We start from the raw sequence: 17,807 nt of genomic DNA, 5'->3' as shown, positions 1-17,807 counted from the left end.
AATTTATTATGAAACTTAAGAAAACATTTGTAGGACTTTTGCTTGGACTTGGGTCACCGCTATTGGTGGCGAATGACTTGCCAAACATTGTGCTCATCAACGCTGACGATCTAGGCTATGGAGACCTTTCGTGTTATGGCGCGACAAAAATACAGACGCCTAACATTGATAAGCTGGCTAAAGAAGGCACGCGCTTCACTGACGCGCATTCACCATCAGCTGTGTGTTCGCCATCGCGCTATGGTCTACTTACCGGCAACTATCCTACGAGGATCAATCTATGGGGGCCTACTACAGGCTTCTCGCCACTAACGATAAAGACTGATCAGCCAAACATGGCGAGTGTCTTGAAAAAGGCGGGATACTCCACAGCGATTATTGGGAAATGGCATTTGGGTCTCGGTGAGAAGGCAACCAACTACAACGAAACACCAGTCTCTCCTGGCCCAAATGATATCGGTTTTGATTATAGTTATGTGATTCCATCTGCTAATTCGGTTCCTCCTTTTATCTTTATGGAAAATGGCACCGTCGTTGGGCATGATCCTAATGACCCTATCAAGAATGGTGGTAAAGTGTGGGCAAAAGCTTTGCCACCAGGTAAAGGCGCTGGTCGCATCGGTGGAGGCAAGGTCGCGCATGAACTTTATGACGATTTCCAGATCGGAAATGAATTTGTCGCACTAACTACTAAGTGGCTCGGTGAGCAGAAAGAGGATAAGCCTTACTTTCTTTACCTAGCGACTAGCCATATTCATCATCCATTTACCCCTGATCCGCGTTTCAATGGCACAAGCGAGTGTGGGAAGTATGGTGATTTTGCTCATGAGCTCGACTGGATGGTCGGCGAAGTAGTGAAGGCTGTAGAAGCTTCAGAGGGAAAAAATGGGCGTGAGACGCTGATCATTTTCACCTCAGATAATGGCGGAATGCTGAATGATGGTGGACAGAAAGCATGGACAATGGGGCACAGATTAAACGGTGAGCTCCAGGGTTTTAAGTTTGGCGTTTGGGAAGGAGGGCACCGCGTCCCAATGATTGTAAAATGGGATGGAACTGTACCAGCAGGTAGAGAGTCTAGCAATCTGATGAGTCAGGTCGACTTGCTTGCTACCTTTGCTGAGATTACGGGGCAAGAGCTTCCAGATGACCTAGATAGCGTGAGCCAGCTCGATGAGCTGAAAGGTGAGGTGGAGAAACCAATTCGAGAGGAATTAGTAGTTCTTTCCAATAGCTCGAACCATGTGTCTATCCGCACCAAGAAGTGGCTCTACATTCCTGCGCGCGACACTGGTGGTTTCGTTCATGGCTGGGGGAAACACGCCGTGGGTGGTGTGAGAGTTTTCCCGCATACTGGGCAGCAGAATAGCGACGTGGTGAATGGGAAATATAAGAAAGACGCTCCAAAGGCTCAGCTCTACGACTTAGAGAATGACCTCGGTCAGACGAAAAATGTGATCAATGATTTCCCTGAAATAGCGAAGCAACTTAGCGACAAGGTGCTGGCACATAAGGCTGAGATCCCTAAAACTAAGAAGCTTGGCTGGATCGCCGATAAGGGTGGAAAGAAGAAATAACTTTCTGACTAGAAGATAGAAAAAGCCTAGGTGGATATCCATCTAGGCTTTTTTCTTGTCTATAAAGGTCGAGGAGTACGCTCACTAGTTAGTGAGAACTGGAGGATGACGTCGCTATGCCTCAACGCTTTCAGCTCTGTTGTTTTTTGTAGAGCAGCTTTCCTTAGAATAAGTCACCTGTGAAAGGTTGCGATTGAAGCTCGTCTTCTAATTCAGGAATTTCTAGTTCCTTTTTCTTATTTTCTCTGACTGGAGGATTTTTGGGAACCGCTGGTTTATCTTTAAGTACAGGAGCAGTTTGAGGTTCCACTCTTTCTTCTACCTTCAGAACTGGTGAGGACTCACTTTTCGGGAAACTAGCAAGAGGTGCTACGAGGTTTGCTGGGAGCGGGAATTGCTTTTGTTGGATTCCAGGAGCGAGTTCTGGCGCTGCATTGTAGGCCTGCTTGAACATCTCGTACTTAGCATCGAGGTTGTCGATGTAGTGGAGAGCGATTGCTTCAGGAGTACGCGGAAGCGTAGGCGAGCCAAATTCGTAGGTGCCGTGGTGACTTGCTATGAGATGCAGTAGGTGAATGCGAACATCGTCGTTAAGAGGATAGAGGTCGTTCCACATCTTAGGAGCGTTCTGCATCATTTCGCTCCAGAGTCTTCCGCAGAGGTCGATGCCTAGTGGGATGTGTCCAAGCATTTCACCTTGAATGTCGAAGGGCTGGGCGAAGCCAGTTTCTGGATAAGTATTTTCCCACATTTTCCCACTGTCGTGGAATAAGACACCAGAGACGAGAAGGTCGGTATTGAGATCAGTATAGACGCTAGAGATAGCAACGGCACTGCGCATCATTTGTGCAACGTGCTCCACCAACCCGCCGCGACGTGCATGGTGGTTTTTTCTAGCAGCAGCTGTGCGCTGGAAATGAAGTCCGTGCTTTTCGATGAAGAGTTGGCAGAGGGTGTGGAGGCGTGGGTCGGAAATATCGCCTGTGAGCTGTAGAATGGTTTCCCAATCTTTTTTCTGTTGAGCACTTGTTTCTGGGTCACCAGTAAGGAGGTCGGCGACTTCTCTCTCAGTGAGTGGGCGGAAGTCCCAGCGTTGGGCATCGAGTCCGTATTGGTTTTGAGTCCAATCACCAGCCAAGCGCAGGAAGGATTCAGTCGGGAGATCCTGAGCGAGCTTGAATTGCGGTAAGTTCTCCCAGATTTTTAGAGTAAATTGGTCAATCGAGTCAGCGAGCACGAGCTCGAGATAGGGTTTGCCCGACTTGGTCGTTTTAGTAATGCAGGACTGGAGTTGAACATCGACTGACGCTGTGACAGGGGAGTCGCCTGCAGTCTGTTTAAGTTGGGTAATAGTAAGCTGATCCACAGAGCTACTCTAAATCTGGTAGGTGGGATGTGGACAATAAAAAAGCGAGCCGGAGCTCGCTTTTTCTAAAGTAATATCTGATGGGATCAGTCTGGAGGAAGAATAAGTTCGTCACCTGGCTGAATGTCGACGGTGCCACCTAGGAAAGTACCAACCAGTGGATCAGCGATGCCTTGATTGCGGTCCGTCATCCCTATTGTTAGGCGACCGATGATGCCAGAGTTACGACGAATGCCGAGCGTGTCACCAGTGTTGACATTTCCTACGCGTTCAATGTGGATGCCTGCGACTTTATTCACGTTGTCGTATTCAGTGATACGAGCCATGACTAAGGCTGTATCGATCAAGTTGGAACGTTTTCTGTCGGGAGCTGGAGAGCTGTTAGCGAGCGCATCCGCGATGACTTCGCCAGCTTGTTCTTCTATAGAGTCACGTTCCTTTTTAAGGTGTTGAAGTTCAGCTCTTACTTTCTCAAGTTCATTGCGGTTTGGCTTTTGGGTAAACTGGTTAGGTGCTGTTTCGAACTGAGACGTGTAGCCTTGTTGTTCGGCTTGGCCTTTAATAAGTGCGGACTCGAGTTGAGCCTGACGTTTCTCGAGTTGGGCGATTTCTAAGGCTACAGGGTTCTCAGCAGACGTGTTTTTCATGCTGCTGTATGAAATAAATAGTCCAGCAACCAGGAGGGCAAAAGTCGACCCGATCATTACATTCATAACGTTCATGCACAGAGGTGTAGAGGAATTATGCAGGGACGAAAGGCAAAAATGAGAGATTCTGGTAACAATCTTGCTTGAGGAGCGAAGCGAAGTGATTAGGGTTTCGCCAGTGAGAATGCGGATGGCAGTATTAGGGAGTGGGAGTGGCGGAAATGCAACGTTACTAGAATGTGGAAAGACGCGTCTGTTAGTAGATGCAGGGCTGAGTGCCAAACAACTGACACAACGCCTTGAGCTGTTAGGAGTAGACCCAGATTCGCTTACTGGTATTTTACTGACGCATGAGCACAGTGATCACGCTAGGGGAGTGGATGTTCTTTTACGTAAAAGGTCTATCCCAGTCTACGCGAATGCGATGACTAAAGAAGCCTTACAATGGGGGATGAAATCTCAGGTGCAGTGGAAGGTGTTTCATACTGGACAAGATTTCGAGCTAGAGCAGTTTACTATTCATCCATTTCCTATTCCACACGATGCCGCTGAGCCTGTTGGTTTTACCTTAACTGCAGCTACGACAAAGTTTGGCCTAGTGACCGATGTGGGGTACATCACACAGGCCATGCGAGTGCACCTTCGCGATGCTGATGCGCTCTTTGTTGAATCGAATTATGATGAAGCTTTGCTAGAAGCTGACACCAAACGGCCGTGGTCGACTAAGCAACGCATCGCTTCACGCCATGGCCATTTATCGAATACTCAGGCAGGTGAATTGATTGCGGATGTGGGTTGCGAGCGTCTTGTTCATATAGTACTTGGGCACCTCAGCGGTGATTGTAATTGCCCCAAAGTAGCGACCCAAACAGTATCAGCTCTGCTGCAGAGTGGTGGACTAGATCAGGTCAATGTCTTCTGCGCGAAGCAGGATGCTCCGACGGAATGGGTCGAGTTTGGCGAGAGCCAGCCGAGAGCTGTGTTTGAAGGTCTCGCGGGTGAATTCAAACAGGAAGAGTTGTTTTAAGAGTTAGTGCATTGGGTTCCTATAAATAGGACCAATCCTCAAAAACTGCCGCCTGCCCATGGTAGCCGCCGGAGCTATCAATAAGGTTCCAAACCACAGCGTCTTTTATCAAGAACTTCTTACCAGAGGAGGAGATGCGAATGCCTGAGTAGTTATCGATGAAACCGTAAGTCGTGACTTGATCTAAGAGCGCCTTACGCTCCTCACGATTGATGGGTTCTGCTGATTTCCGTGAGGGTAATGCGGTGAGTTGTTCCCAGCTGAGTTCAAATAGGGAGAGCGCGGCATGGTTGCCAAAGTTGAAGATAGGATCTTCTTCTATTCCGTGAGAGAGCAAGACGAAGGGAGCATCTAGCAGAGCTGGAAGCTGGGAGTGAGAAGTGACCAGTGGGCGCTTCAAGAACCTTTCAAAGCTTTCACAAAGGAGAACAGCATGCGCTTGATACAGAGCATTTTCGTATGGTGGAGCTAGAGGTGATGGCATGAAAAGTAGATGACTGAGGATGAGAGCTTGGCAATGCGAGCTATGTTTGTCGATCTGTAGGTGCGGCTGAGGAAAAGAAGCATTTCATCAAGCCGCTGTCTTTTGTTAACCATGAACTGGCACACATTTCATAGGTGCTGGAATTTGAATGTGAGTGTCCACCCAGATCCTGGTCTATTCTTGTGAAGGAGCGTCGTTGCTTGCTGGTGATTCGAAGTAAAGCTGCCTCAAATAATCGTAAACTGCTACCATCTCCTGTTGGTCCAGCGCGGTTTCAAACATCAAAAGCCGAGCTAATTCACCATCAAAGGATTCTTTCCCCTGATGATTGATCGCATTTCTTTCGGTGCCTATCGCCATGCGGCTTGGCTCCACATCGGCTACGGGATAATCATGAGAGCTTGCCGCTTCCGACGGATCATTGATAAAGAGCTCTAATTGAACGATTCCCTGACCCGAACCCTGCCTGCCCATAATGATATGCCACTTATTTACTGCCGGAGCCGGGGCTTCGACTTCTGGCGTATTCACGGCATCACGCACCAGCTCACTGATGCCATTGCGAGAGCCCATGTAGACTCGGCCATCAGTATAGAATGAACCCCAGAAGCCTGCATACTGGCCTTGTTCTAATTGGGGTTTTGCGGTGTTTCGTAGGCAGCCGAAAAATGCGTTTGGGTATCTGGAATCGATTTTCCCTGGTCCACCCTGCTTATATGGCTTTATCACCGCAAACCAGGTATACCCGCCGCCGGTCATCATTCCGTGAAATGCTTCATCATTCTCGTTGATGAGCTCATTTTCTTCAAAAATCAGGCTGTGATGGCCGTTGATTTCATCCGCGTTCTTTTTGAGGATCGGCCGACCTGTGCCGAGTTCCTTCTGGGAGATGACGGTCTTTGTGCGGCCCTCTTCCGTGTGATTGAAATCGACAGCTTTGGCTTGGGGCGCCTGATTTCGCCATGTCGTGACCATTTCTTGATCCTCGACTGTGACGCCAAGATCAGCATTCAAATCGAGAACCAAATCCTTTAAAATAGGGCTGTGAGTGGTAATGTTTACTTTCTGAGCTAGCCCCTCTGCGGTGAAATAGAGCGATGCCATCGCTACACATAATAAACAGTTTTTCATATATTCTTCTTATTCTGATGATTGGTCTAATGCCAAAGATAGCATACGTCCTACAGCGTAAATTAATTACAGATAAACATATTCACGATAGATTGTCTGCAGCTTGGGATATTGCTGGCTTTCGATACTACGCGACGCAATGAACTTCTGGCGGAAGCATTATTTTTTGGGTGTCCTCTTCAATGAGGCAACCACGTAGATCGCTGACCAGGATGTGAAGGGATTTATAATCGCAGAGTGGTATTAGATCAGTCGGCCCACTGATAGACGCGGATGTAATCGATCTGTAGAGTTTGAGGGAAATCCGTAGGTGGTAGCGCGTCAGCACGTTGCGTGGTGTCCTTAAAAAAACCGCCGTCTACTGCGACGTTGATGATTAAGTGAAATGCTTGGTCGAATGGCGCGTGGGGGTTCTCCTTTGCCGCCTCGGAAAACCATTCCTCTTTCGTGCGTGTTTGGCAGAGTTTACCATCTACGAACCACTTAATGGCATCAGCGCTCCATTCTAGGGCGTATACATGAAATGCCTCGGAAGCATCTAGTTTTGGGAACTTATAGCTGTGAGAAAGGTAGGTGTTTTTCGGCCAAGCGCCGCCAAAGTGGAGCGCACCCGTGGTCTCGTGGACGGCACTTCCGCGGGATTCGATAATATCGATTTCACCACCCGCTGCCCAACCACCATATTTGGAATCGGTTGGTAGCATCCAAACTGCGGGCCAGATCCCTTGGCCCTTGGGCATTATCGCTCGAACCTCGAAGCGTCCATAGGTCCAGTCACCGCGCTTGAGAGTTCTGATTCGCACCGACGAGTACGGCTGGGTTTTGCCATCATTCGTCGTATGTGGATCGCGGAACACAGAGAGGTTAAGATTACCATCCTTCACAGAACAATATTTCGCGTCAGTCCGATACGCCTGCCTCTCGTTGTTTCCACCTCCGTAGTTATTTTCTTCCTTTGCCCATTTTGTAAGATCCAGAGCATTGCCATTGAACTCATCAGCCCACACCAAGACCCATTCTTTTGATGGGGAAATAACGCGATAATCGGCAGAAGGGTAGAGCCCTTTAAATGGAGCGCCTGTTCCTTTGACTGCATGTCCGACGTTTGACCAGTCAGCTCCTTTCTTGCTCTGGAGTTGGTAGAATTCACCTTTTTCCGTAGCATAGCTCAGCTCAAGCGCGGGTGAAGTATCCAGCTTTGTCTCAGCCCACCCGGTGGTGGTCGAAAGGAGCGGTAGCAAGGTGATGAGCCATGGCAGAGATTTCTTAGCTTTTGATCCGGTGGAGTGCATCGTATTTATAAAGTTCACCAAGCACGAACTCTGCCGTGAACAGGTGCTATGGGTGCGGAATGAGAAGTACTAGAAAAATGAGTGGCTCGCAAGATCGGTGAGGGATGGGAATCTGCCATAGTGGAAAGGTTTACTTCGCAGCTTTATGCTCCATCAGATCCGCGCATTAGTATTTCTGTGGTGATCAGTGCGTCAAGAATACGTAGTGCGAAGCGCTTAACAATCACTCAAAATTCTATAGTTAAATGAAATTGAAGAATCACCTGTTGGTCTCGCCATAATTAACAATGACGGCGGATCGAGCCGTAGTCCAGCAACTGTGGGACTTAGCTTGAAGCTTCGATCGCATAAGCTTCCAATAGTCCATAAACGGCTCGATACCTAAGACTTAGATCTCTTGGGAATTTATTGACCTATCATACAGTTTCCACTACTCAATTAGTGTCACTTCTAAAACTCCTGAAACACGATACCGATCATATGAAAATCTCCACAGCTGTAACTTTCATCCTGCCGTTAATAATGCCTTCAGTGGCTTCCGCAGCCTTGTTCGTCGACTTTACCTCCACCGGCGATGAAAGCACCGTGAACGCTGGCGGCTTAACGTTCTCCTCACAAGACTCGGGAGCCACGGGCGTATCATTCGATATCACAGTTTCAGCGGTAATTCCTGGAGGAGGGGGCGCAAATGGTGGAGATATCGTCAGGATTAACGGTGGTTTAGGGTCAACCGTTGAGAACACAGGAACCTTCCTCAATAATATTGCGACCGTCCCTGAAGTGCTGCGGTTCACTATTAGCAACGTGACCGGACTCGGAGCAGGCGAGACTCTACAGTTCGCCTCTTTGTGGTCCCAAAATACGAGATCAACAAGTGCTAACCAGAGTGGCGGCTACGGAGGAACATTTGGCAATGTGGCAGCCGATAGTGTCACACTTACTTCAGACAATGCTTCTTCTGTCGTGATCAACCAATCAGACACCGGGGACCTGGGTTCGATTTTTCTCAATGGAAATGATGGCAACGACACCAACACCGGAAACACTTTCAGCCATGCTGGAAGTAGTAATCTGAGCTTTACAAACTCTTTCGATGTCAGGCTGACTGATCTCACCGCTAACAACGCTGTTGTGATTCAGGGTGTTGAACTTGTTGTTGTTCCTGAGCCCTCCACCTCGTTATTGGTTCTCGGAGGTCTTGGTACCCTGCTCATTCGCAGACGCCGCGCCTGATATTTTTGCAATCTTATCTTTTAGAGCTCGGCACCTCGTGCCGGGCTTTTTTGTGGCCTCGTTTACCGCTATCATTCCCTCAGAAAGGCATTCTTCCCAGGATCCTAGTAATAACCCTATTGGGGCAAAAGCCCGTCAAGCCTCGCCCCCTTAGATGCCTCTGAGCGTTCTGAATAAACAAGAGGTTCTCTCTGAGCCTTTGCTTTTATCAAACGCATCGAGTGTGTTTTCTTGGCGTCATGGGCAATCAATGGCTATTGCTGGGAAAATGACGATTTTTTAGAATGAAGCTCTGAATGTTTATGCTGAAGCGAAGTGAGCTAGGTACCTGTTTTGGGTACCTAGCAGTGAGCTGCTAGTGAAGCCTACTTTACGTCCTTAACCTGGACCGTGATTTTATCGATAGAGCCTGTGAAGCGAGTTTCATCACGACCAACTCCGATTCCTTTAGCCACAGGAGTCTGGTTATCTAGACCAACATCTGCCGTCTCATCCGCAGAGAATATCAAAGGCTGGGTCTTCTCGACTCGGCCTTCAGCTACAACCGTGTCATTGACTAAGAGCGTTGCTTTGCCGCCTTTACCCGGTCCACCGCCATCGTATGCGAAGTCAAGTGTGATGGTGGCTGCGCCAGCAGGGATTTTGCTTTCAGATGCGATCGTAAAACGCTTCAGCCCAAGGAAGTTATAAGTATAGATTGGCTTGCCATCTTTCATATAGAGAGACCAGCCTCCGAATTTTCCACCTTGAGTCAGAATCACTCCATTCGCTCCTCCCTTAGGGATCTCGACTTTGGCTGTGATCGTTTTTGAACGATTTTTTACATTGATGAATGAGTTTTCCAACATGCCGTCCATACCAGGGTATAGTGTGAGTGAAGTTCGCCCGCCCATGATGTCGGGACGACCAGCGATGGCTGGGTTCATCCGCGCGATGACTCTGTCATCGATCGGCAGGGCGTGGTATTTTTCAGCCTCGCTCATGAAGAGCTTCTGAAGTTCTGCAAGCTTGTCTGGGTGATTGTCTGCAATATTGTTAGCGAGGCTAAAGTCCTCACGTACATTAAAGAGTTCCCATATGTCTGTTTCAAGAGGTGGCATATCAACCGCCTGCCATGGAGCCCGATGAATGGTCCGCGCAAACCATCCCTCATGGTAGATGGCTCTGTTACCAAACATCTCAAAATACTGGGTGGTGTGCTGTTCCTCGGCGTCTTTATCGTTAAAGGAATAAAACAGACTAGTGCCTTCGATCGGCGTCTGGGGTGTGCCATTCACACTAGTAGGTTCCGGAAGTCCGGCAGCTTCGAGAATGGTTGGGGCTATGTCGATACAATGAGAGAACTGCTTACGAATTCCTCCCTTTTCAGTGATTCCATCTGGCCAATGAACGATCATTCCATTGCGGGTGCCGCCGAAGTCGGATGCAACCTGTTTTGTCCATGTGAATGGAGCATCAAAGGCAACCGCCCATCCGGCAGCCATGTGTGGGAACGTCTCTGGGCCACCCCACTTGTCGATCAGAGGGAGGAGGTCTTCGACCTTCTCGGTGACGTTATTGAAGTAGGTCATCTCGTTGTACATACCTACGAACCCACCTTCGGCACTGGTGCCATTGTCACCGGCAATATAGAAAATGAGAGTGTTATCCATTTCACCGATTTCTTTGATCGCGGAAGTGAGTCGGCCAATTTCGTAATCTGTTTGTTCAAGGAATCCACCGAATACTTCAGCCTGGCGGATGAATAGGCGCTGTTCGTCAGCTGATAAAGCGTCCCAGTCCTTTATGTCTTTTGGCTTTGGCGGCATTTTTGTGTTTGAAGGGATCAGCCCCATCTCTTTCTGACGGGTAACTGTTTTTTTCGCACGTCATCCCAACCCGCGTCGAATCTGCCCTTGTATTTTGCTATCCACTCCTTTGGCACATGGTGTGGTGCGTGAACTGCACCAGTAGCAAAGTACATGAAGAAGGGCTTGTCGGGTGTCATCGACTGTTGTGCTTTAACCCACCCGATCGCTTGGTTCGTCATATCGGTAGTGAAGTGATAATTCTCCATCTTCGGTGGTGTGACCTTGGTGACACCATCGTAAACTAGAGGAAACCACTGATCTGTTTCTCCACCGATGAAACCATAAAACTTATCAAAGCCCTGATGGGTTGGCCAACGGTCGAAGGGACCCGATACGCTAGTTTCCCATGCTGCCGTTTCATGCCATTTACCAAATGCTCCGGTACTGTAGCCGTTCAGACGGAGCATCTCGGCAAGGGGGGCAACGCTATTAGGGACCTGTCCAGTATTTCCTGGAAACCCTGTAGATGATTCCATTATGGAACCGGTGTTAGTAGTGTGATGGTTTCGCCCCGTTTTTAGAGCGTTTCTAGTTGGCGAACAGAGGGCTGTGGTGTGGAAATTATTATATAGAATCCCCTCAGAGGCTAAATTATCGAGCGTTGGAGTCTGGATAGGTCCTCCGAAAGTGCTCGGTCCACCGAAACCAATGTCATCGATTAAAATGATGACAACGTTGGGAGCCTTTGCGGGAGCTGTAACCTTAAATAAGGGAGGTGCATCTTTAACATTACGTACATCAAGTTCACTGAAGGTGGGGCGTTTTGGTGCTTGGATTGGTAGGGACGAGCGGTCGAGCTCTACTTGCTCGGAAGCGCTGCTAGCAACACTTGTTAGAAATGCCGCGACGAGAACGGCAGCTTTATGTATTGGAAATTTCATGAGGGTGGCGACTTGTTGAAGTTCTAGTAGTGTGTATATCTGTTAGAGTCAAGGCTGCTAGACTACTCAAAATACTGATATTTGTCTAGATGCATTACAAATAGAGGTTTTACTATTCTAGTGAGCACCACTTCAAAGTTTACGTGAAATAGAGTGAGTTTTGCAACTATTTGTATAGATTGGAGTTCTACCTCATTACCTATGAAGACCTTTTTCATCCTGCTATTTCTGCTTTCTCCTCTCTCAGCAGAGCCACTTCTTAGCAGTTGGTTTACTCAAGAGGCGGACAAGTATGCGCGCATTTATAGGGACTCTGATGATCTGAATTCTCAGAATGCGGTCACGACTTGGAGCCGTGGTGCGGGGATCCAGCAGGCTCCTGTTTATGCGGGGGTGTATGCTGTTTCTTACACTCCAGATTGGGTCTATATCCGGACCACAAATATGGCGAGTTACGTTATGGGACCTTGGTATACTGATGTTGCTCGCGAGACGCTTGCTCAGAATTATCCCGGAAATCAAAATGCGATCCACCGTTTTCCTAGATCCATCACTGACCCGACGACTATTGCTCAAAAGAGTTACACGAGGCTTGGAGTTACTGGTTATATGGTGAATGGCGTCACTATCTATGATGGACGTGATGGTGCTTTTTATGACAGCGCGACAGACGCAGAGCTGAGTGGAGGTCCTGCTGAGCAGGCATGGACGCGGGTGGCGTATCCTGTAGAGGGAGTTTCCTTTGATGTAGGACTAGCGCACCAAGGAGGTTCACTTCACCACTACCATGCCAATGCCCCAGGTCTCAGACACCAGCTGGGTGATAGTGTGGATTTTGACTCGAGCACAAATACCTATACAGAGAGCTTTAATGGGAAGCACTCACCCATCATTGGTTGGATGAATGACGGATTACCTCTTTATGGTCCCTACGGATATTCTCAACCGCTCGATCCAGACAGTGGTATTAGGAGAATGGTCACAGGCTTTCAGCTCCGTCCCTTAGCTGTGGGCGATGCTCGTGATACATGGCCCATTTGGGTTTCTCGCATTCATGACGGCAGGGCGAGCTTTACTTCTGGGCCTGATGTCGAAGCAACTACCGTAGGGACGGATGACTTTAGGACTGATTTCTTTCTCGGTCGCTACTACGAAGACTATGATTATAAAGGGGATCTTGGATTCACTCAGTATGATTCATTGACCTCAGTAGCTTTCGATGAGGCTGTGCATTTTGACTTAAATGAGTGTAATGTGCGCTACTGTGTGACACCAGAATTTCCAAATGGAACATGGGCCTACTTCACTTGCATTGATGAGAATGGTACGCCCTCTTTTCCGTATAATATAGGACGAACCTACTTTGGCGAAATAGTGGGAGGGGCGCCAACTGCAGTTCCTGCGGCAGGGGATAATAGTGGAGATGTCGTGAACCATTTTAAAACCGACTATCTGGATACGGTGGGGTTCGGGGTGAGTGATGTCGACGCAGCTGCCGAAGAGCTCACTCTGAGTTGGGATCCTGCTGATGGTGGGAACTACCGTCTCCAATACTCATCAGATCTTAGCTCATGGTCTGATGTAGACACTTTATCCTCCTCGGAAGATATCGTCACATCCTTCATTCCAAATGAGGATCAAGGGTTCTATAGAGTCGCGTTAGATTCCGTCGCTCCTTATGATGTGCCTGAGGGGCAAACTGAGTTGATTCAGTCTCACTATTCCTCGGTTTCGGTTACTCTCGATTCCGCTCCATCTGACCTAGACATTCTTCCATCCTTCGTTTCTTTGGATGGACAGATTGTTCAGGTCGTTTCTCGGCCATCAGAAAATGAAATCATCATCCGAGGGGATTTAAGTGCTCTCACCTTAGATTCTGCATATGAAATAAAAGCCGAGTTCCCTGGTTATTCGGGCGTTTATACTGGTAGCTATTTTAATCAAAAGAAGACCAAGAATGTAATGATCGTGATTGTCGATGACTGGGGAGTTGATTCCAGTCCGGTTGATAATCCAACAGCGCCAAATCTTCCACTGATGCCCTATCTCGAGAATATGGTTTCAACGGGACTCCATTTTAAAAATGCCTACGCTCTCCCTATGTGTGCTCCTACGCGACATACCATTTTGACTGGTCGTTCTGCTTTCCTAACAGGAGTGGGGGATGTAGGAGGAGTGAATATAGCGGATGAAGAATACACCTTACCAGAAGTCATTGCTGATGCTGGATTAGGGATTCAGTTAGCCAGCTTTGGCAAGTGGCACCTTGGTAATGACCTCCAAGGCCCAAGAGATGCGGGCTGGCCTTACTTCATTGGTACGGAGGGGAATATTCAAACCTCCTATTCAGATTATGAGCAACTCGATGTGTTCGGAGATGTGAGTGATAATACGGTGTATGCCACTACTGAGGTGACTCAAAATGCCATCGATTGGATTTCGGACAAGGATCAAGAGGCTGCGCCTTGGCTTTGCTGGGTTGCTTATCATGGGGTGCACTCACCCTTCGAGCAAGCGCCCGCTGTTGTCTCTGGGGAGTCTCGCCCCGCACGGTTTGATACGACGGCCACTGCACGCGAAGAATATGAATCCATGCTCTGGGCATTAGACGTGGAGCTGAACCGCCTTATTGCTTCATTGGATCTCACGGAGACCACAGTGATCATTATCGGGGATAACGGAACACCCGGGCCGATGATTGATTTCCCTTATACTTCAGATCACGCTAAGGGAACGCTCTACGACGGAGGGACACATGTGCCGCTCTATGTACTGGGCGCTGCGGTGGAAGCTCCTGGAATAGATGAATCCATGGTGATCTCGGCTGATCTCTTTTCAACAGCACTGGAGCTTCTTGGGATCAACCCCAGCAGCGCTGGAGTCTTACTCGATAGTAAAAGCCTAGTCCCTATCTTCGACGGTTCTGATGTCGAGGAGCGTGTCGCCATTGTCGAAGCCTTTAGTAACACCTTCGTAAACCCAGGCAGAGCTCTGCGCTATGAGGAGTACAAATTGTTTATCTTTGATGATCCCCTTATCGATACCGATACGGCTCGCGTTGAATTTTACGACCTCAGCGAGGATCCGAATGAGGAATCTAATCTTCTCGATTCTGGAGTGAATCCTTCAGGGCTAGACTCTACTGAGCAAGCAGCTTTTGATTTCCTCCTCGCTAAGAACTTTGAAAAAGGGGGAGCCTACAATTACACTGCAAATCCGATTACTGTATCGGTCGAGCTAGATTCCTCTGACTCCGATATCCCAGTCCGAACAAGAACGAACAATCTAGGTGCGGTGGTCGAAGTCAGTCCACGTGAGATCAATTTTATCCCTTCAGGTATGGTCACGCAGTTGGTAGCTACCTATGTGACTCGGCAGGACTCAGGGGGGAATCCCTCGCGCTATTGGGTGGAGTGCACTTTCGATCCACAACTTTATGGTCTCGAGTCAGGAACGGTCATGGATATCGACGTTATTTTCGCTGGTAATACTTTCCGCGCATTGACGCAATTTGTAGTGCCTTAGTCTGAAGAAGGAAGCGATGGATTGTAGAGCGAGCAAGGCTATGATCCATGTGAGAAATTACTTAACTCTTATTTCGGAGATGAGTCGATCAAGTCTCTAGGGGATACTTTGATTTCGTAGATGAGCTCGATCACTCCGTTCCCTAGATCTAGTTCCTCAGAGAGTACTCCGAAGCGATCAAGAAGAAGTCTCATCGCTGTGTTGTTGTCGAGCATGACGGCAAACCAACGGTGAATCCCGACCTTTGTCGCAGCAGCGGAAAGAGAACGCATAAGTTCGACGGCGGCACCGTTGCTCTGCCATAAATCTGCGGTGACGAAGGCGATCTCGGCGAGATCCTTTTGATGTTTGTCTCGAAAACAGCGCGCGACGGCGATGGGTTCTCGCTCCGTATCCTCCTCTAAACTAACAGCTAATCCATAGGCGATATGGTCGATGCCGTCCGGGGTGGTTAACTTGGTTAACTCGCTTTCGGAAAGTTTCGCTTTGTTGAAGAAAAAACGCCGATTACGGCTCTCCGGATCGAGCTCCTCTAGCGCAGTGGCAAGTGCATCTCTATCCGACGGAATGATGGGTCTCACTATCCCGGGAGTGCCGTCCAACAGGGTCACATGTCTCTCTGTTGTTGAGCTATGTCTGTAGTGCTGCATATTCATGTCAGACTAACGTAAAGTTCACTCACAGCGATAAAAGCGTCGTTGAACGCTTAATATTTCGATCATGTAGAAGAAATTTTAAATCTGTCTCGTCAGTTTTTATTTTTTACAACTAAGCGGCTACCATCTTCGGAAGTGTAAAAAAACGAATCAACACACCGACCAACACAAGAAACGCCACACTCGCAATTCCTATACCCCATATGGTAGTAAGCAATGACCCAGAGATATCTCCAGCCAACGCTTCAGGGTCAGCTTCACCTGTGTCCGAAAGCTCACCGAAAGCGCCCACCATTCCAAAAATCGTGCCAATCAATCCGAATAGCAGAGGGCTGATGATGGCTGCGATAGAAATCCAAATGGCTCGGAACCAAAACCTTCTTCTTTGCTTCACTTCATTAATGTCGATCACTCTATCAGGTGTTACTTTGGTAGTATGCATTTTTCTATTGGGGTTGTATTAACTATTCTTAAGGTATCGTATACTCTATGGGGTATAGCTATGACAATCCGTGACTCTAATTATATTAGCTGAACGTCAAAGTGAGGCGCGGCGTTCGCCCTTGATGGCTCCAAAAGCGGCAAAGCATGAATTCTTGTGTAAAATCTCAGTTTTCTGGAACCCAACCTTCTTTAATAATTCAAGCTGGAAGGTCACAGAACGTGGAGAATCTTCCAACTCAATGTATGTGAATACCTTTTCTTGATATTCCTTTCCTCCCAAGGTGATTAGATAGTCCGCATACCTCTGCCACATCAACGCGTGAACTTTTTCGTTCTCGTGTGTAACCAAGTCAGTAATCCAAATAGAACCACCTGGGCGTAGAAGTTTATAAATCTTACTGAAGGTCGATTCCCAATCTGGCTCTTCCCTCAGGTGGTGTAGCACCGCCGCTGCTAGAATGACGTCATATACTTCTTCTGGCAGGGGAAGCACTCTAATATCACCGTGAAATCTTCGGATGGCACCTGACGTCTCAGAAGAAATTCGCCCTTCTGCTCTTAGCAACATCGGCTCGCTGAGGTCGCAAATGTCGCAATCAAAATCACCTTAATACTCTCTCAGCCATTTGATTGTGTTATTTCCTGCGCCACATCCGATGTCTAAACATCGTTTTATAACGGGTGTGGCTGAGATTGCGGCTTGAGTGATAAGCTCCATGGCCAGCGGTGCATCAATCGTAGCAGCTTGGCCCGTCTCCATATTCGAGAAACGCTCAACGTCGTTGTCAAAGCGGATCCGGATATCTTCGTTCGTAGATTTATTTTTCAGGGACATTTTAATTTTTTGGGGGAACGTCAGAGTGCTGCCACCCGCTACTGGGTGCGCGCCTCCGATTCTGGTTTAGGTTTCTCCTTACCCTGCGGCTTCGACTCCAGGGCTGCAGCGGGTTGGTCAGCGCCGACTTGTTCTCCGTTGAGTAGTTTGGCTTCAAGGTCAAACATCTTCAAGGCTTCCTTATACTCTTCGTCGGTATCGAAGTCTATCGATCTAACGCGGCCAGCTGATGCGGCTCCGACTGCTACCGGATGAGATCCAGTCAAATCGAAAAGATGGTGTGTCCGCATCGCTCCTGTCCCAGAGAATTCCAGCGAGGCGACATAACCGATCCGTATAGAATCGCTCGAAACGAACAGTCCACTAAAGAGTTCAGGTTGAGCTACGAAAAATGGTGCGAACCATCCAGATTTTGGCGCGGTCTCCATGGCTAGCATCACACATTCAATGTCTCGACCGAACTTTCCGTCTATCGGGTAGTCAACCCGAAGCACAATTCGACCATCGACTCTAGCGATCTGCGAAATCGTAGGTGCGACTGTCCTGTCAATCCAAGTAAGCGCGTCCGGAGTGGGGTCGAAATATCGATCATCGACATACGGCTGCTTTAAATTCAGGTAGTGACGGTGAAACTCAATGGGAACACCCGTCTTCCAGTTTGGTCCCTTGCCCCACGAAAAGAGAAAACAGCTTCGGGGCTCAGCCCTCCGGATAAGCTCATCGGCAGCGAACGCGGGTGTAGCGAGAATCGTAATTAGTACAAGGAGTCGTGCGAGCATTTTTTTCGGTGAACGTAGAGGTGAAGCGCTGCGTTAGCTGTTGCCTCCGCTGCCTTGTTATGCGATTTCCACAAGAAATT

The 17,807-nt window shown here is 48.4% G+C and carries 12 protein-coding genes and 2 pseudogenes; 4 read left to right on the top strand and 10 right to left on the bottom strand.

All coding sequences use genetic code 11. The annotated features are described in order from the left end of the window. Nucleotides 1–8 precede the first annotated feature (8 nt). Nucleotides 9–1,577: a sulfatase family protein gene (locus ACSHX2_RS02600; RefSeq protein WP_435690282.1), complete on the top strand. Its 1,569-nt coding sequence runs from the start codon at nucleotides 9–11 to the stop codon at nucleotides 1,575–1,577. A 163-nt stretch (nucleotides 1,578–1,740) separates the two neighbouring features. On the opposite strand, the gene ACSHX2_RS02595 is transcribed toward ACSHX2_RS02600, so the two are convergent. Next, nucleotides 1,741–2,943, bottom strand: coding sequence for an HD domain-containing protein (locus tag ACSHX2_RS02595; RefSeq protein ID WP_435690280.1), 1,203 nt, complete (start codon nucleotides 2,941–2,943; stop codon nucleotides 1,741–1,743). A gap of 86 nt (nucleotides 2,944–3,029) precedes the next feature. Continuing rightward, the gene (locus tag ACSHX2_RS02590; protein WP_435690279.1) at nucleotides 3,030–3,590 is read right to left on the bottom strand and encodes a hypothetical protein; all 561 of its coding nucleotides are present in this window, start codon (nucleotides 3,588–3,590) and stop codon (nucleotides 3,030–3,032) included. Between the two features lie 190 nt (nucleotides 3,591–3,780). Between ACSHX2_RS02590 and ACSHX2_RS02585 the strand changes: the two genes are divergently transcribed. Further along, nucleotides 3,781–4,617, top strand: a complete 837-nt coding sequence (locus ACSHX2_RS02585; protein WP_435690277.1) for an MBL fold metallo-hydrolase — start codon at nucleotides 3,781–3,783, stop codon at nucleotides 4,615–4,617. Nucleotides 4,618–4,636: 19 nt separating this feature from the next. Here ACSHX2_RS02585 and ACSHX2_RS02580 read toward each other — a convergent pair whose 3' ends face one another. The 3 genes from ACSHX2_RS02580 to ACSHX2_RS02570 all read right to left on the bottom strand — a co-directional run bounded on the left by ACSHX2_RS02580 (nucleotide 4,637) and on the right by ACSHX2_RS02570 (nucleotide 7,524). Beyond that, entirely contained in the window at nucleotides 4,637–5,101 is a 465-nt protein-coding gene (locus ACSHX2_RS02580) for an MEKHLA domain-containing protein (RefSeq protein ID WP_435690275.1), read from the bottom strand. A gap of 174 nt (nucleotides 5,102–5,275) precedes the next feature. After that, on the bottom strand, nucleotides 5,276–6,232 hold the full coding sequence (locus ACSHX2_RS02575; RefSeq protein ID WP_435690273.1) for a hypothetical protein: 957 nt from the start codon (nucleotides 6,230–6,232) through the stop codon (nucleotides 5,276–5,278). A gap of 248 nt (nucleotides 6,233–6,480) precedes the next feature. Continuing rightward, nucleotides 6,481–7,524 carry a glycoside hydrolase family 16 protein gene (locus ACSHX2_RS02570; protein WP_435690271.1) on the bottom strand — a complete coding sequence of 348 codons (1,044 nt, stop codon included), beginning with the start codon at nucleotides 7,522–7,524 and terminating at the stop codon, nucleotides 6,481–6,483. A 480-nt stretch (nucleotides 7,525–8,004) separates the two neighbouring features. Here ACSHX2_RS02570 and ACSHX2_RS02565 point away from each other — a divergent pair, with 480 nt between their 5' ends. Then, on the top strand, nucleotides 8,005–8,757 hold the full coding sequence (locus ACSHX2_RS02565) for a PEP-CTERM sorting domain-containing protein (RefSeq protein ID WP_435690269.1): 753 nt from the start codon (nucleotides 8,005–8,007) through the stop codon (nucleotides 8,755–8,757). A 365-nt stretch (nucleotides 8,758–9,122) separates the two neighbouring features. Here ACSHX2_RS02565 and ACSHX2_RS02560 read toward each other — a convergent pair. After that, a pseudogene (locus ACSHX2_RS02560) lies at nucleotides 9,123–11,488 on the bottom strand (arylsulfatase). A gap of 201 nt (nucleotides 11,489–11,689) precedes the next feature. On the opposite strand from ACSHX2_RS02560, the gene ACSHX2_RS02555 reads away from it, so the two are divergent. Continuing rightward, the gene (locus tag ACSHX2_RS02555; RefSeq protein WP_435690267.1) at nucleotides 11,690–15,013 is read left to right on the top strand and encodes a sulfatase-like hydrolase/transferase; all 3,324 of its coding nucleotides are present in this window, start codon (nucleotides 11,690–11,692) and stop codon (nucleotides 15,011–15,013) included. A 68-nt stretch (nucleotides 15,014–15,081) separates the two neighbouring features. On the opposite strand, the gene ACSHX2_RS02550 is transcribed toward ACSHX2_RS02555, so the two are convergent. The 4 genes and pseudogenes from ACSHX2_RS02550 to ACSHX2_RS02535 all read right to left on the bottom strand — a co-directional run bounded on the left by ACSHX2_RS02550 (nucleotide 15,082) and on the right by ACSHX2_RS02535 (nucleotide 17,727). Next, nucleotides 15,082–15,663 carry a GNAT family N-acetyltransferase gene (locus ACSHX2_RS02550; RefSeq protein WP_435690265.1) on the bottom strand — a complete coding sequence of 194 codons (582 nt, stop codon included), beginning with the start codon at nucleotides 15,661–15,663 and terminating at the stop codon, nucleotides 15,082–15,084. A gap of 118 nt (nucleotides 15,664–15,781) precedes the next feature. After that, entirely contained in the window at nucleotides 15,782–16,111 is a 330-nt protein-coding gene (locus ACSHX2_RS02545) for a MotA/TolQ/ExbB proton channel family protein (RefSeq protein ID WP_435690263.1), read from the bottom strand. Between the two features lie 96 nt (nucleotides 16,112–16,207). Then, nucleotides 16,208–16,948, bottom strand: a pseudogene (locus tag ACSHX2_RS02540) (class I SAM-dependent methyltransferase). Between the two features lie 38 nt (nucleotides 16,949–16,986). Continuing rightward, nucleotides 16,987–17,727, bottom strand: coding sequence for a hypothetical protein (locus ACSHX2_RS02535; RefSeq protein ID WP_435690261.1), 741 nt, complete (start codon nucleotides 17,725–17,727; stop codon nucleotides 16,987–16,989). Between the last annotated feature and the right edge of the window lie 80 nt (nucleotides 17,728–17,807).

Source organism: Rubritalea sp. (assembly GCF_051252225.1).
GTDB lineage: Bacteria > Verrucomicrobiota > Verrucomicrobiia > Verrucomicrobiales > Akkermansiaceae > Rubritalea.
This window is presented reverse-complemented; position numbering and strand designations above follow the sequence as displayed.